Annotated in this window: 13 protein-coding genes; 6 read left to right on the top strand and 7 right to left on the bottom strand. The window is 43.5% G+C overall.

Annotated features, from left to right (window positions below; translation table 11 throughout):
* Positions 1-2,282 (bottom strand): beta strand repeat-containing protein (locus J6I44_RS17200; RefSeq protein ID WP_265767401.1); only part of this gene is annotated, 2,282 nt, incomplete at its 3' end.
* Between the two features lie 399 nt (positions 2,283-2,681).
* On the opposite strand from J6I44_RS17200, the gene J6I44_RS17195 reads away from it, so the two are divergent.
* Positions 2,682-3,911 carry an OmpA family protein gene (locus J6I44_RS17195; protein ID WP_265767400.1) on the top strand — a complete coding sequence of 410 codons (1,230 nt, stop codon included), beginning with the start codon at positions 2,682-2,684 and terminating at the stop codon, positions 3,909-3,911.
* 367 nt (positions 3,912-4,278) lie between these two features.
* On the opposite strand, the gene J6I44_RS17190 is transcribed toward J6I44_RS17195, so the two are convergent.
* Together J6I44_RS17190 and J6I44_RS17185 are read right to left on the bottom strand one after the other, a co-directional pair.
* On the bottom strand, positions 4,279-4,488 hold the full coding sequence (locus J6I44_RS17190; RefSeq protein WP_265767399.1) for a hypothetical protein: 210 nt from the start codon (positions 4,486-4,488) through the stop codon (positions 4,279-4,281).
* 138 nt (positions 4,489-4,626) lie between these two features.
* Entirely contained in the window at positions 4,627-5,202 is a 576-nt protein-coding gene (locus J6I44_RS17185; protein WP_265767398.1) for a DNA-3-methyladenine glycosylase I, read from the bottom strand.
* A gap of 74 nt (positions 5,203-5,276) precedes the next feature.
* Here J6I44_RS17185 and ppc point away from each other — a divergent pair, with 74 nt between their 5' ends.
* The gene (gene ppc / locus J6I44_RS17180; protein WP_265767397.1) at positions 5,277-8,069 is read left to right on the top strand and encodes a phosphoenolpyruvate carboxylase; all 2,793 of its coding nucleotides are present in this window, start codon (positions 5,277-5,279) and stop codon (positions 8,067-8,069) included.
* Positions 8,070-8,535: 466 nt separating this feature from the next.
* A complete protein-coding gene (locus J6I44_RS17175; RefSeq protein WP_265767396.1) occupies positions 8,536-9,144 on the top strand; it encodes a hypothetical protein in 609 nt (202 codons plus the stop codon).
* A 31-nt stretch (positions 9,145-9,175) separates the two neighbouring features.
* Here J6I44_RS17175 and J6I44_RS17170 read toward each other — a convergent pair whose 3' ends face one another.
* Positions 9,176-9,859 (bottom strand): uracil-DNA glycosylase, encoded by a 684-nt coding sequence (locus J6I44_RS17170; RefSeq protein ID WP_265767395.1) that lies wholly within the window; start codon positions 9,857-9,859, stop codon positions 9,176-9,178.
* Positions 9,860-10,182: 323 nt separating this feature from the next.
* Between J6I44_RS17170 and J6I44_RS17165 the strand changes: the two genes are divergently transcribed.
* Complete coding sequence (locus J6I44_RS17165) at positions 10,183-11,256, top strand: branched-chain amino acid aminotransferase (RefSeq protein ID WP_265767394.1); 1,074 nt, start codon at positions 10,183-10,185, stop codon at positions 11,254-11,256.
* A 175-nt stretch (positions 11,257-11,431) separates the two neighbouring features.
* On the opposite strand, the gene J6I44_RS17160 is transcribed toward J6I44_RS17165, so the two are convergent.
* Positions 11,432-12,361 carry a 2-hydroxyacid dehydrogenase gene (locus J6I44_RS17160; RefSeq protein ID WP_265767393.1) on the bottom strand — a complete coding sequence of 310 codons (930 nt, stop codon included), beginning with the start codon at positions 12,359-12,361 and terminating at the stop codon, positions 11,432-11,434.
* A gap of 64 nt (positions 12,362-12,425) precedes the next feature.
* Here J6I44_RS17160 and J6I44_RS17155 point away from each other — a divergent pair, with 64 nt between their 5' ends.
* Entirely contained in the window at positions 12,426-12,878 is a 453-nt protein-coding gene (locus tag J6I44_RS17155; RefSeq protein ID WP_265767392.1) for a DUF4174 domain-containing protein, read from the top strand.
* On the opposite strand, the gene J6I44_RS17150 is transcribed toward J6I44_RS17155, so the two are convergent.
* The gene (locus tag J6I44_RS17150) at positions 12,873-14,159 is read right to left on the bottom strand and encodes a Y-family DNA polymerase (RefSeq protein ID WP_265767391.1); all 1,287 of its coding nucleotides are present in this window, start codon (positions 14,157-14,159) and stop codon (positions 12,873-12,875) included. The genes J6I44_RS17155 and J6I44_RS17150 overlap by 6 nt on opposite strands.
* A gap of 108 nt (positions 14,160-14,267) precedes the next feature.
* On the opposite strand from J6I44_RS17150, the gene J6I44_RS17145 reads away from it, so the two are divergent.
* Positions 14,268-15,041, top strand: a complete 774-nt coding sequence (locus tag J6I44_RS17145) for a queuosine precursor transporter (RefSeq protein ID WP_265767390.1) — start codon at positions 14,268-14,270, stop codon at positions 15,039-15,041.
* Between the two features lie 214 nt (positions 15,042-15,255).
* On the opposite strand, the gene J6I44_RS17140 is transcribed toward J6I44_RS17145, so the two are convergent.
* Positions 15,256-15,438 (bottom strand): hypothetical protein (locus J6I44_RS17140; protein ID WP_265767389.1); only part of this gene is annotated, 183 nt, incomplete at its 5' end.

Genomic DNA, 15,438 nt, shown 5'->3' with positions numbered 1-15,438 from the left:
GCGCTGAGTTCACTTGGAACTTCGGCAACGAGCTCCGTGGTGGAAGCACTGGTGACCGTAGCGGTAGCGCTGCCAAACTCGACGGTATTGTCGCCGGCGGTAGCGCTGAAGTTGGTCCCGGTAATGGTGACCGCCGTGCCGGTAGGCCCTTCGGTCGGATCAATAGCGTCAATGGCAGGGGCCTCGCCGCCGCCACCGCCATCGGTGACGGTGAAGTCGGGTCCGGTAGCGGTTTGGCCATCAACTGTTACAGCTACTGGACCAGTAGTGGCCCCATCAGGTACAACGGCTACAAGTTCTGTTTCTGAGGCGGAATTCACAGTAGCTTCAGTACCGTCAAAGGTGACCGTATTTTCAGAGGCTGTTGGACTAAAGTTTGAACCAGTAATAGTCACTTCTGTACCAATAGGTCCTTCAGTTGGTGTAATACCATCAATAGAAGGTGGATTATTATTATCACCCTCTGTGACGGTGAAGTCGGGTCCGGTAGCAGATTGACTATTCACGGTAACACTGACAGGCACCACATCGCCGGGGCTGAGCTCGTCAGGTACAACGGCAGTCAGTTCTGTCTCGGAAGCTGCCGTGATTTCGGCAGTAGCATCACCGAACTGAACTGTATTATTGTCGGCGGTAGCGCTGAAGTTCGATCCGGTAATAGTAACAGCGGTGCCGGTGGGTCCTTCGGTCGGGTTAATGCCATCAATAGAGGGATTGTTATCTCCGCCTCCATCATCGGTAACGGTAAAGTCAGGCCCCGTTGCAGTATTGCCATCCACGGTAACTTCAACAGGTCCGGTTGTGGCATCTTCAGGAACAATAACAACGAGTTCCGTATCAGAAGCTGAACTTACGGTTGCTTCTGCACCGTTGAATGTAACGATATTATCTTCAGGGTTAGGTCCAAAGTTTGAACCATTAATAGTCACTTCGGTACCAGTTGGTCCTTCGGTAGGATTAATGCCGTCAATAGAAGGGTTGTTATCTCCGCCTCCATCATCGGTAACGGTAAAGTCAGGCCCCGTTGCGGTATTGCCATCCACGGTAACTTCAACAGGTCCGGTTGTGGCATCTTCAGGAACAATAACAACGAGTTCCGTATCAGAAGCTGAACTTACGGTTGCTTCTGCACCGTTGAATGTAACGGTATTATCTTCTGGGTTGGGTCCAAAGTTGGAACCGGTAATCGTTACTTCCGTGCCGGTCGGTCCTTCAGTAGGATCAATATTACCAATAGAAGGGTTGTTATCTCCGCCTCCATCGTCGGTAACAGTAAACTGATCCGGGGCAGTAGCAGTCTGTCCATTTGTGGTAAGCGTTACATCTACAGCACCGGGACTAAGTCCGTCGGGAACAACAGCTACAACTTCTGTAGCAGATGCGGAGTTAATCGTAGCTTCAGTATCTCCAAATTTCACTGTATTCTCGTCAGCGGTAGCACCAAAATTTGATCCGGTAATAGTCACTTCGGTACCAGTAGGTCCTTCAGTAGGATCAATGCTATCAATGGATGGTGCATCGCCTCCATTATCACCCTCAGTAACGTTAAAGTCAGGTCCGTTAACGGTTTCTCCATCGACCGTTAATTCTACAGTAGCCAGTCCAATATCAACTCCGGAAGGGACTGTGATAACCAATTCATCCGTGGCCTGTACAGTATTTGAAGTATCCGTAAAGGATTTATTGTGGCTGGGATTGGTTGTCTCAGCATCGAGAGTGCCCTTGGGTGAAACATCCTTAGCTGAAGATGAGTCAGTGATTGCAGGGTTAGCTTTAGCGTCTGATGGGGCGTTCACGCTCTTAACTTCGGTAAGCGTTCCATCAAAGGTAACGACATTTTCAGAAGCTTGTGGGCTAAAACCGGTACCCGTAATAGTTACTTCGGTACCAATAGGGCCTTCCATGGGATCAAGGGTTGTAATGGATAATGCATCTCCACCTCCGTTGCCATCAGTGATGACGAAAGAAGGTCCGGTTACCTCTTTGCCACCTACTTCTACAACAATAGGGCCACTGGTTGCACCAACAGGCACTTTAGTGACAATCTTTTCAGAGGTCACACTAAGTACCTGGGCCTCTGTGTCATTGAACCTGACAATATTGTCAGAAGCTTTAGGAACAAAACCACTACCGCTAATAGTGACTTCTGTACCTACAGAGCCACTATCAGGGGAAACGGCTGTTATCTCCAGATTGATTTTTCCCGGACCATTATCATTGCATGACATCATAAGAGTGAATAATGCCACCACTAACGTAAATAATAACGCTTTATTAGACATATCGATGAATTTTAAGTTACTGCATTTGTTCGGATTAAAAATATTGGATAAGACTGGTACTATTATATAATTATATATCCAAGCACATTATTTGTATGTATGCATAGGTATATGTTATATGTGTACATGAGTATATTATGTATAATCTGTAGATATAATATCACTTATACAATATAGAATAAAAAAAATAAATTACTAACAAATTAGAAGCTATTGTTTTAAATTTTCATAAGTATTTTAATTTGTTGATATTAATGTTATAAATATTTGTTATTATGTCATGCAGTAATGTTAGGTATACTAATTTTATCGAATAGTATATTAACGGTTTGTATTATTTTGGTTCTAAATTATTATAACAAGTAGGATAAATTTAAATAACAAAGAAAAACTATTGTCATGAAAAAGATGATACCAGTGGTTCTGGCCCTGTTATTCGTTACAGGGATACAGAGTGTCCAGGCACAAACAGCTGAGCAACCCCTTGGTTTTAAGGTTCTTTTTGGAACGCAAGGCTACGATGGTGATCTGGGAAATGAACTCACCGACTTTGCCTCTTATGATCATTTATATGGGGTAGGGTTTGCGGCATATTTAAACTCATATTTCGATCTAAGTCTGGATGCACGGCTGATGACTTTTGATGTAGAAAACGGCCCTGATGATGCTTACTTCGAGAGGCGAAACTCACTTTTCGAGACGGACAATTTAAACTTTAATCTGATGCTACGTTTGAAGCCATGGGCTGGAAGAAGTCGGTTGGATCCATATGCAGCGGCTGGTCTGGGATTTAATTTCTTGCAGGATAATTCTGGGGTAAGAAATGATGAAAGTCAGTTTGCTTTTGGAATTCCATTGGGAATTGGCGTCAATTATAAGATCAATGAAACTATTTTATTGAATGTTCAGGGAACATATAATCGAACATTCAGTGATGATATTGATAACTATCCGTTAGCAGCTGGTGAGGCCGCGCCAACGTTATCCGACGAAGAGGTGAATGCCCATATTGATTTCGATGGTAAAGATCATGACGACTTTTTTACAACCTCTATTGGGTTGGTATTTAATTTTGGTGGTGGGGAAACAATGGATGATGACGAGCGACTGCTAAGACAATCTCTGGAGAATCTCGAGGCTGCTGAAGGTTCTTCAAATGAAGCGGCCAAGACTTTGCGTCAAGCTCAGAAATTAAATGATGAAACATTGGCTGCATTAGATGAACTGCGCGATGCCATCGATCAAATGCCTGAAGAAAGTGAGAACCTCAAGGCCGAGATGGTACGTATTGTTAATAATATCCAGTTCGAATTTGATAAAGATGAGATTATCAGTCCGGCTTACGATGAGCTAAACTCACTTGCAGCTATCATTCAGGAATATAAAGGGCTCTCTATTGATATTGCTGCTCGGGCTGATGACAGGGGGACTCAAAGCTATAATGACGAGTTATCAATGAGACGAGCTCAGGCCGTAAAAGATTATTTGATTAACCAAGGGGTAGATGCTTCTCGTATTACGACCAGCGCTCTTGGAGAAACTGATCCCTTGATGCAAGGTCGTTCTCAGACGGCGCACGCACAAAATCGTTCTGTACAATTGACCTTGAGCTATAAAAGCCCCATGTAGAGAAAAAACATAGGGTCGGGTATTTTAAAGCCTCATCTTCATCGGATGAGGCTTTTTTATTTGGGGAGGTCTTATACATCCACGGAAGGAAAAAATAGGCTCGCTAACTCCTGTACGTAAACCTTAACACAAGGAAAAGGGGCTGCCTATATGATATCACAGTCAGTATTTGAAAAAGTTCCTTTACTATTGCTATAGAGTGACATCGAATTTCTGCTATCGTAAATTTTTCCCACGTAACAGGAGAAAAGATAAGAATGATACATTACCTTTTAGCAAATGACGATCTTGGTGAAGGAAGAACAAATGAATGGAAACAGATGTTAGTAACCGTGTTGCTATAATATGTACCTTAGGTTAAGGTTGCCTATGAAGATTCCTTATTTGCAAGGAATTCTTGCGTAATTTTACGCGTTTGTTCGGCTCCCATATATTTTTCCAGATCATAGAGTGAGACCCGCTTTTTACCTTCATCAAAAGAGTAGGTCAGATGACCATTTTCAATCTCTTTCTTTACCTCACTTTGATCCATGTCCAGCATTTCACCAACTTCTTCTAAAGAGAATATCGAACGCATATTTCAAAGAATTTTTAGATAAAAATGATTGCCTGTCTTTAAAAAGTAGGTTAAAGATAGTAAAACTGAACTTTTTTTCGAGACCGATTTTCACCTGAAATGGCCCATATGATGGGAAAAGTGAAAAAATCTGTGCATCTATTTTAACTGCGTAATTTCTTGATATCTAAAGCAGGAGACAAGATGGTCATTGACCAACCCAACAGCCTGAAGGTGAGCATACATCGTAGTGCTTCCCACAAATTTGAAGCCCCGCTTTTTTAAATCCTTACTAAATTTGTCAGACAAAGCAGTGGTAGCTGGAACTTCATCCATGCTTTCCCAGGTATTTTGTATGGGAGTTCCGTCTACAAACGACCAGATATAAGAATCAAAGCTTCCAAACTCCTCTTGGATTTCAATAAAGCGCTGGGCATTGTTGATTGTCGAACGAATTTTGAGCTCGTTGCGAACAATTGTTTTATTATTGAGCAATTTTTGTACCTTCTGTTCGTCGAACCGAGCAACTTTTTCTACATCAAAATGAGCAAAGGCCTGTCGGTAGCCTTCGCGCTTTTTTAGGATAGTGCTCCAGCTTAAACCTGCTTGAGAGCTCTCAAGCACCAGAAATTCAAATTGAGTTTGATCATCATGAACGGGCACGCCCCATTCTTCATCATGATAACGGACATATTCGGGAAAGGTGTTTGCACACCAGGGACAGCGATTTTTCATAATTGCCTTTTTGAAAAATGTAGGTTAAGGTTCGCCTTATTTGATTGTACTCATAAATATTAAAATTGCAGACCATGCATTGGGAAAAACTTGTTGATCAATTTGCTAATAAAAGTGATTTAAGTAAAGAACTCGTTAGCCAGGTCGAGTCGCTAACTAAATTTTTAGAAAAGGTAGTAAGTGAGAAAGAAGATGAAACCTTCCTGGAGGAGTTGGTAGATCTCCCACAGTTGGCTGCCCGGGCTTTTGATGAGGGGGATGAAGAAGCCTTTGATAAGATGGAAAAACAAATTACTGATCTTTCCACGGACGAAATTAATCGTCTCCTTCGGTATTATACCGTATTTTTCCATTTGATGAATTCGCAGGAGCAACGCGAGATTACGCGTATTAATAGGGAGCGGGCCATCAATACCGATCCGGAATCACCGCGTGGAGAAAGTATTGCTGAGGCGGTCTATTTTCTAAAAGAAGAGGGCTATTCGGCCCAGGAAGCGGCCGATGTTATCGCCCAGCTCGATATTCAGCCGACCATCACGGCCCATCCCACCGAGGCTCGCCGCCACAGCGTTATGATGAAACAGCAGCATATCACCAAGATGATTAACAAGCTGGGGCAGGGGAACTTGACTCCTGACGAAAGGCACCAAACGACGATTGATATTCTCAATGAGGTTCACCTGTTGTTGGCAACTGATGAAGTGCGCAGCGAAAAAGTTACCGTCGAGGATGAGGTGGAAAATGGCATGTTCTTTTTTATGAATGCCATCTGGGATACCGTGCCGGTACTTTATGATGACCTTCGCCGTGCCTTCAATACCTATTATAATGAGGTGCCCGACTTCTCTACTATTCTTCGTTATCGTTCCTGGATCGGTAGCGACCGGGATGGTAACCCCAACGTGACGGACGATGTAACGTGGAATACCGTGCTTGAACAGCGTAAAAACGTGATGAACCTATATCTGGATGAACTCGACCAGATTCGAAGTTACCTGAGTATATCACAAAATAAGTTTGATATTTCTGATGAGTTGAGTGAATCTCTGCTTGAGGACGAAAAAAAGTATACCCTCTCGGAGCGTTATCAGCGGCTATATAATAAAGAACCCTATCGCCGTAAAATTACCTTTATGATGCATAAGCTTGAGCATCAGCTTGAACTGATAGCGGGAGAAAATAAAGCACAAATTTTGGCCGGAGCCAAAGAATATACTTCCGAAGATTTTATTGCTGAGCTTGAACTTATTTCTGATAGTCTCGTTTCAACCGGACTGAAAAGTATAGGTGAACTTGGCACCCTGAAACATTTACTCGTTCGTGCTAACACTTTCGGTTTTCATATGGCGGCGCTCGATATTCGCCAGCACAGCAAAATTCATGAAGATGCGGTGGCAGAGTTGCTTTCCATGGCCCAGGTTTGTGATAATTACTCCGACTTGGAGGAGGCCGATAAGGTTGACTTGCTGGTGGAAGAACTTAAAAATCCACGCCCCCTTTCTCCGTTAAAAGCTCAGCTTGGAGATCAGACCGCACAAATGCTTGAGGTCTTTGGAGTCATTGATGATATGCTCAGCCTTGATCCACAAAGCTTTGGCAGCTATATCATCAGTATGACGCACAGCGTAAGTGACTTCTTCGAAGTGATGATTTTGGCCAAAGAAGTAGGTCTGTGGAGTATTGAAGAAGGGAACGTTAAAAGTCCCATTGATGTGGTACCGCTCTTTGAGACCATCGAAGACCTTTCGGAGTGCGGGCGTTTCATGACAGAAATTTTTGAGACTGATCTTTATCAAAATCATCTGAAAGCTCGCAATGAGCTGCAGGAAATTATGCTGGGATACTCCGACAGTAACAAAGATGGTGGTTACTGGATGGCTAATTGGGCGCTGGAGCAAGGTCAGCAAGATCTGGGTAAAGTCTGCCGTAAATATGATGTAGATTTTAGACTCTTCCATGGCCGCGGTGGTACCGTAGGACGTGGAGGCGGTCGCTCCAATCAGGCTATTCTTGCTTTGCCACCGATTAGTAATAATGGGCGCATACGTTTTACCGAGCAGGGGGAAGTTATTTCATTCCGCTATTCGCTACCGGATATTACGCGACGCCATTTGGAGCAGATCGTTAATGCGATGATTCGAGTAACGGTTGCAGAGAAAAAAGTGCTGGATAGCGAAGGAGCATTTTTCGGGACGATGGAGACCGTAGCGAATCGTTCGATGGAAGCTTATCGCGACCTTATTGACGAAGAGGGCTTCTGGGAATGGTACACGGGTAAAACACCTATTGAGCATATTAGTCGGTTACCCATTGCTTCGCGTCCGGTTTCCCGGGGAAGTACCAAAATGGCAGATTTTGATAATTTAAGAGCTATTCCATGGAATTTTGCATGGACACAGGTGCGTTACAATGTGCCCGGTTGGTACGGAACGGGTGTTGCGTTTCACAAAGTAATAGAAGAAGACGACCAGGCGCTTGCCAATCTTAAAAAATGGTATAAGAATGATATCTTCTTTAAGTCCATCCTGGACAATACACAGCGAGAAATGGCGCGGACACATATACAGACATCTACCATCTATCCCGATAATGAGGGAAGGAGATTCCATGAAAGTATTATCGGAGATTTCGAAAAGGCAAAAGAGGCTATACTGAAGATCACAGAGGAGGATGAAATATTGGGTCACAGTAATGTTATCCTAAATTCCATAAAATTCAGGAATCCATTTACCTATCCGCTGAATATGATCCAGGTGGAACTGCTCGACCGATGGAGCGAACATACGGAGGAGGAAGAAAACAAGTTGCGCGATGCACTTTTCCTCAGCATTAACGGTATTGCCGCCGCTATGCAGAGTACTGGATAAAGGCAATGAAGAAATAAAATCAGGAATTGAAGAATCAGGATTGGGCCAGTGCTCAATTCCTGATTCTTCATTTTTAATCTATTCATCTATTTTAAAAAACACTTCTAAGAAGGCTCAGTCATGCCACCTCTTTTTTCATTCTGAACTCGTTTCAGAATCTTATCTAACGTTGGTAGCCATTTTAAAATGGGGTCCTAAACTAAATTCAGGATAACAATTCGATTTTTTAAGGTCCTCTGATAGCTAAGCAATTCTTTTCTTTATCTAGTATTTGTTGGTCTGTTATAGACCCAAAGTAGTTATTGCCATTCGATATTGTGTATCAATAGATAGCACTATATTAAAAAATTATAGATTCTCATCAATAAGCGATGATTTGAGCGTATTATACCGCTTAAATACAGACACAGGAATACACATAGTTGATTGATAATTTAAACATCAAGGATATATTTTAGAACTCATTATGAGATCATTTATACCAAAGTTATATATACTGTCTCTGTTTGTTGGACTGGCTATTTTTACAGCTGGTTGTGGAAGCGACGAATTTAATCTGTTAAATCCTCAAGAGGTAACATTGTTTGTGGATCATTATAGTGGGAATAACAATCCCGGGATTTTTCTTTATCCGAATAGGCAACCTGCTCCATTATCACTGCGGGGTTTTGAGGAACGCCAGTTAGGATATACCTACCGGGTAAAGGCTAAGGTCTATGTTCCAGGACAACCTGCGATGGATGGTCCGAATCGTTGGTTTAAATTTATTAAGGTGATCAGCGAAGAACGCTATACAGGAAATAAGCCTTTTGAGATATCACTTTTGCAACACCATATTCTGGGAAGTGGGCTGGGATACAGGAAGCGTGAGGGTACATTTCTGTATGGTAGTTATGAATTGAGACCTGCGACTGAAGAGATCAGTAAACAATTGGATGAGTTGTCGGAGCTACGGTCGAAATTTGAAGAGGATCCGGAATATGTCCGTCAGATTTTATTAAAAGCTATCGTAAGGCATGATCCCGAGAACAGAGGTGAGGGATATTTGGTCCACGAGATAGTTTTCGTTGATTAGTGTCTATCCCTCAATTCCTAATTCTTCATTTTTAATTCTCGATTAACTCCTTCATCTGGCGGCGAAATTTTGGTGCTCCGCCATTGGCAGGGTGACGTACAGGAATGTAAGAGATGCCAAAATCGGTGAGGCTCTGCTCACATTTACGTCCCACAGCAATGCGCTTGGCATCAGGAAAAAGATCCAGAAAAGCCCTGAGCGAAGGATAGCCCTGTTGTAATTCATGATCAGTAGGCGTTCTGTTGCTCAATAACCCATCTTCGGGATCATAAGGATGCCAGGGCAGCGCATTCCAAAGCACCGTTTCGTATGGGTCGATCCCTAACTTGTAGAGGGCCTTCCACATGATGGTGGCAGTGGGCTCCGACATGCCCTTGGCTTTAATAGAAGGTTTGCTGGTTCGGTTAGGGGTAAGATCCTGGAAAGCCCCATCGGCCGGAATACCGTGCACCGGCTCGTGATGACCCAATAGAATACGTTCGGAGGTCATCGCAATGCCGGTAAAATGCCCCCCCTGATACCCAAGGGCTTCCGCAATAAAAAGGTATTTGGCACTATGTAGGCGCTCCGAAAGATAGGTGCGTAGCTGTTGGCGGCGGATGTCAGGGGCATCCTCAGTAGCATCGTGTTCTCGATCTTGTTCGTACCATGGATTAAAAAAAGGACCTTCCGGAGTATCGCGGAGTAAGTCAAAAAGAGTATCAATTGAAGGCATTGAGCAGATTAAACTGTTAGAGAAAATTAAATTGTGTTCAGGTTAATACCCTGCGTGGGCAAGACAGAAGATCAATCGGCCTGAAAGATAGCGCACAAATGATCCATTGGAAAAATAATTATGGGAGAGCATTAAACTATTATGCCTGTGCTATAAGAACTTCGTTGTATTCCTTAATTGGGATAAAACACGATCTGTACTATTTTAAAGTAAGCATTTTAAGGACTTTCGGGATTCCTAATAAAATAAGTTTAGTCTGAAATATTCAGAGACTTTCTGATAAAGATTGTATATTGCCTGTTCATAAAAATAATACGAGGACTATGATCACTGATACTGCATTTGATATTCAAAAAACATCTCAAAGCCGATTAGACCAGGTCGATTTTGACAATCTCGGATTTGGTAATGTCTTTTCGGATCACATGCTGGAAGTTGAATACACCGGCGGTGAATGGAAACAGCCAACCATAAAGCCGTATGGCAATATTGAAGTACCACCGGCGCTGCATGTATTCCATTATGGGCAGTCGGTATTCGAGGGCGCCAAGGCTTATCATGTGGATAATGAGACGGTAAACCTATTTCGTATCGAGAAAAACTATGAGCGCATGGCTCGCTCTTGTGAGCGAATTTGTATGCCCTTTGTAGATCGGGACGTGTTCATGGAAGGGATCAAAACCTTGATCAATGTAGATAGTGGATGGGTGCCTCGCAAAGAAGGGAATGTGCTCTATATCCGACCATTTCTCTCAGCATTCGATACGGTAATTGCAGCTAATCCATCGGAAACCTATCGTTTTTATGTAATCACCTCTCCGGTGGGAGCCTATTATAGTAAGTCGGTTAAGTTGACAACCGCCGAGAAGTATATCCGTGCAGCGAAGGGAGGGGTAGGAGCCGCCAAATTTGCCGGAAACTATGCCGGCAGTTTTCTTCCTGCTCGTAAAGCACAGGAGCAGGGGTTCGATCAGGTGCTTTGGCTCGATGCCTTTGAGCATCAGTATGTTGAAGAAGTGGGCACAATGAATATCTTTTTTGTGATTGACGGGGTGCTGGTAACGCCCAAACTGCAGGGAACCATCCTGCCCGGTGTTACCCGTGATTCGGTCATCCAGCTGGCTAAGAAGTGGGATATGCCCGTTGAAGAGCGGCGCATTAATATTGAAGAAGTGATTGAGGCTGGCCAGGCCGGAGTGTTGGAAGAAGCATTCGGAGCCGGAACAGCAGCCGTTATTTCACCTATTCGTGAAATCCATCATGATGGATCTTCAGTGACACCTCAAGAAACCGAACGCGGAGAAGTAGGGCAGAAGCTCTACGATACTATAACCGGTATTCAACGGTCTGCGATCGAAGATCCGTTTGACTGGGTGCATCCGATCAACATTGGGTAAGTAAATTGAGTAGCCATATTATTATTCTAAAAGTGGTCTTCTCATCCGAATTCTGGGGGCTGACCTCAGATGAGTGTTAGGGCCCCTTGATCTATTCATCGGACGACAACCCCAGTCGCCCGATGAGAGATCATATCCCGTTTTACATGTTTGTCGCGTTACTCAATACTAAATCTTAGTATCCTCGTTCGCGATCTACCGTATGGTTGAGTTCCAGCCCCGATAAAGCCCGTTTATAGTTATCTACGATCTGATCCGCAGCATCATCGGGCTGGGTAATGCTGGCAATATGAGGGGTAAGCATAATATTGGACCGGTTCCAGAACGCATGCTTGCCGGGGAGCGGTTCTTGGGAGAACACATCCAGCCAAGCGCCCTGTAGAATATTGCTGTCGAGGGCATAGATCAGGTCTTCATCCACCAAATGCTCGCCGCGGGCCACATTGATAATCCAGCTATTGGGTTTTAGCTGCTTAAAGAGCTCTAAATCCAAGATGCCTTCGGTTTCTTTGGTCAGTGGCAGGAGACAAATGAGTAACTGGGTTTTCTCTAAAAAGCTGGAAAGTTGGTCCGGTCCGGCGTAGCAATCAACATTTGCTATGTCTTTAGTAGCCCGAGACCATCCAGAAACGTCGTAGCCAATTTCTGTAAGCTGTTGAGCTACGGGACGGCCAATTTCCCCCAATCCCATAATGCCTATGCTGAGCCCGGCAAGGTTAGCATGGTGATGTACTTTCCACTCTTGCTGATCTTTCTGGCGAATATAATGAATAAAATTTCGGCGGATATTGATTACACAGCCCAGAACGTATTCTTTCATCTGTTGGATAAGGGAAGGAGAGACGATACGGCAAATATCAACCGATTGGGGCAGCGATTCATCCGATAGTAGGTGATCTACCCCCGCCCCCAGCGATGAGACGGCCTTGAGGTTGGGAAAGCTGTCTAGCAGATGGCTGGGATGGTTCCAGCAGACGGCAAACTGTACCTTTTCTTTATCCTCAATAGCTGGCCATGTATCAATATCAATATTGGGATCAACGTCTTTAATTGCGTGCTTCCAGGATGACATATCCCTATTGGGTGAGACCAGTAATAATGACATTAAACCGAACTGTTAGATTCTAAATACTGATAGCTTATCACAGTATAAAAAAGAGCCATGCTCAATGCTAAAACAAATTAGTGGTATTATTCTGTTCTTAATTGTGCCTGCAACGTTTCTTATGGCTCAGAACTCTCATTCTCCTGCTGATCTCGATCAGTACCAATGGGAGAACCGGTTGCTTCTTATATTTGCTCCCTCTGATACAAGCGATTTTTTTCATACACAGATCAGCGAATTTGAGGGCAGAAAGAAAGGATTTCATGATCGGGATCTGAAAACTCTTTATCTGCTGGGGGATGGTACTTCCCAAGTAGAGGGAGAGCCGATTTCAGTTTTGGCTACTGAGCAGCTGTATGAAGATTATAATGTACCCGAGAATACCATGACGGTCATCCTTATCGGGAAAGACGGAACTGAAAAGTTGAGAACAGGGCAGCTGCTTACCATCCTCAAGTTATTTTCTGTGATCGATGCCATGCCGATGAGAAAGCAAGAAATGAATGGCGGATCATGAGCTTTGCGCTTCCATAAGCCCATCCCAACTTGTTGTATATTTTGAGGAAAGGTGTTCTTGCTTCATTTTCCAGGTTTGCTTAAAGCCAGTAGCAGCAAAATGGGCCATATCAGATCCATATTTAGTATTGATATCGTCTACTTTCTGCATAAGTTGATACTGTTCGGCTGAGTACTGCGCATCATTGAACAGATCTTTCTGTACTTCAGACTGAGGAATAATACCTGTTAACATGACCGCGGCCTTTTTATAACGCAGGTCTTTTTCATAGAGGTAGTCAATGCAGGCATGTCCGCATTTAATCAGGTAGGCCGTATTGGCTGTTGGAGCCGGCAGTGGATATTCGATGCTATACTTATACTTTGACTTGTATTTAGAATATTTATTGGTCCTGAGTGTAATATGAAGCAGGGAGGCTACCGACTGCTGGGCGCGTAATTTTTCTGCTGCAATACTAATAAACTGTGCCACAGCTTCTTGTAGATCATCAGCGGCGGTAACCGCTTCACCGAAAGATCGAGAGGTCATGATTCCTTTTCGGGGTTCATTGGTATCTTCAATATCCAGGCAAGGCTGCCCGTTGAGTTCCATCACCGTACGAAGGCCTGTGACATGAAGTTTTTTTCGGATCCATTGGCGCCGATCGATTTGATGCTTTAATTGCAGGGCATTAGTAATGTTCTCTTTATGAAGGCGTTGAGATAGCCCCCTTCCAATTCCCCAAATATCAGTAAGTTGAGTCTCTTCGAGTATGGAATCCAGCCTGACGTTGTCAGTTAAATTCAGGACTCCCTGGTACTCCGGATGGCCCTTGGCGGTTTCATTCGCAATTTTAGCCAGTGTTTTGGATGGAGCAATGCCTACAGAAACAGGCAGGCCCGTCCACTGCCAAATCATCGATTTAATATGCTGGCCAAAGCTGGCTAAATCCTTGGTTGTCATTTTGGGTAGTTCAACAAAGGCTTCATCAATGCTGTAAGGTTCAACTTTATCGGTCAGGTGGCGTAGTGTCTGCAGCACACGTCGAGACATATCACCATAAAGGGGATAGTTGGAAGAGCGCACACATATTTTTTTGTCCGTTATAAGGTCACGCTGCTTAAAGAGAGGAGCACCCATCTCTACACCCAATTCCTTAGCTTTGTTTGATCGGGCAATAATGCAGCCATCATTATTAGAAAGGATAACGATGGGCTTATTGCGGAGATCAGGCTTAAAGACCCGTTCGCACGAGGCATAAAAATTATTACAATCGATATGGGCATACACCGATTTTCCCATAAATGAAACGCTTATAACTTAAATAGCTTTTATTACCTTTGATACTCTAAACGTAATGTTGTTTTATCAGAATTCCTTGCACCATTTTATTTAAGCTGAGCTTACTTTATGGATCGAAAATCATCAAACCCAATTGCTACCTATAAACGGGATGCTCTTTTTCTTTCCCTGGCTGGTATCTTTTTAACTTCGCTGGTACTTGGCAATGTAATAGGCACCACAAAGTTTGTGACCATTTTTTCTGTTGAACTGTCAGGATGGCTTCAGAATATCGTCCCCAAATTAGTCCAGGATAATGGCAGCTATACGATGAGTGTACCCGTTGGCGTTATTGCTTATCCATTCACCTTCTTGGCTACAGATTTATTATCAGAACTTTATGGAAGAAAAAAGGCGCAACTAGTCGTCTGGGTAGGCTTTTGGATGAATGTCTTTATGCTCTTTTTGATGACGGTAAATCATTGGCTGCCCAACACGGCCGGGGTAAGCGGAGGACTTGAACTGTTTGACGGAGTCTATGAATTTATGATCGGCAATACCATTGCCAGCATGATTGCCTATCTTGTAGCCCAAACCGTTGATGTCCGTCTTTTCCATTTTTGGAAAGATTTGACCAAGGGTAAACATTTGTGGCTTCGCAATAATGCATCCACTACCGTAAGTCAGCTGGTTGACTCCACAGCAATATTAACCATTCTTTTTATTGCCGGAAACCTCGGAAGTGAGGTTGATACAATAGGCAAATTAATGATCCTTATTTTAAATTCTTATCTCTTTAAATTCTTTTTCGCACTATTTGATACTCCACTTTGTTACTTGGGGGTTAAATTGTTCCAGGATTATGAGGAAGACCCGGGGGAGTACAGTCTTTTTGAAAGATAAATATCAATGAAAAGCGGGTTTAAATACCAAGAGGCTGTATCCTGAAAATTTTATAAAAAAGATGCCTAAAAATGTTGACACGAACCCCTTATTTGTCGTACATTAGGAATCCAATTTAGAAACGGGGTCGAGCCCATTCAGTAATTGTGCTCGCCCCTTTTTTTGGCTCTTTGAAATCCGCTGAAATTAAGTTTGGAAGTTGATTTAAAACTTCTTATACTTGCATCGCCTTGGAGGAAAGGGTGTCGTATTTAGCGGCCCCGCTTGTAAGTACTCTTGGGAAGTGCAGCAGCGTATTTTGAGGCAGCACAACGTGTTCTTTGCCATATTGAGAATATACAGACGATCGCACGTCGAGCCCTTGTCGAGGTGGCCTTTTAGGCGCCTCAGATGAGAC

The sequence above is a fragment of the Fodinibius salsisoli genome, from assembly GCF_026229185.1.
GTDB lineage: Bacteria > Bacteroidota > Rhodothermia > Balneolales > Balneolaceae > Fodinibius > Fodinibius salsisoli.
The sequence above is the reverse complement of the archived record's forward strand: the minus strand, read 5'-3'. Positions and strand labels throughout refer to the sequence as shown.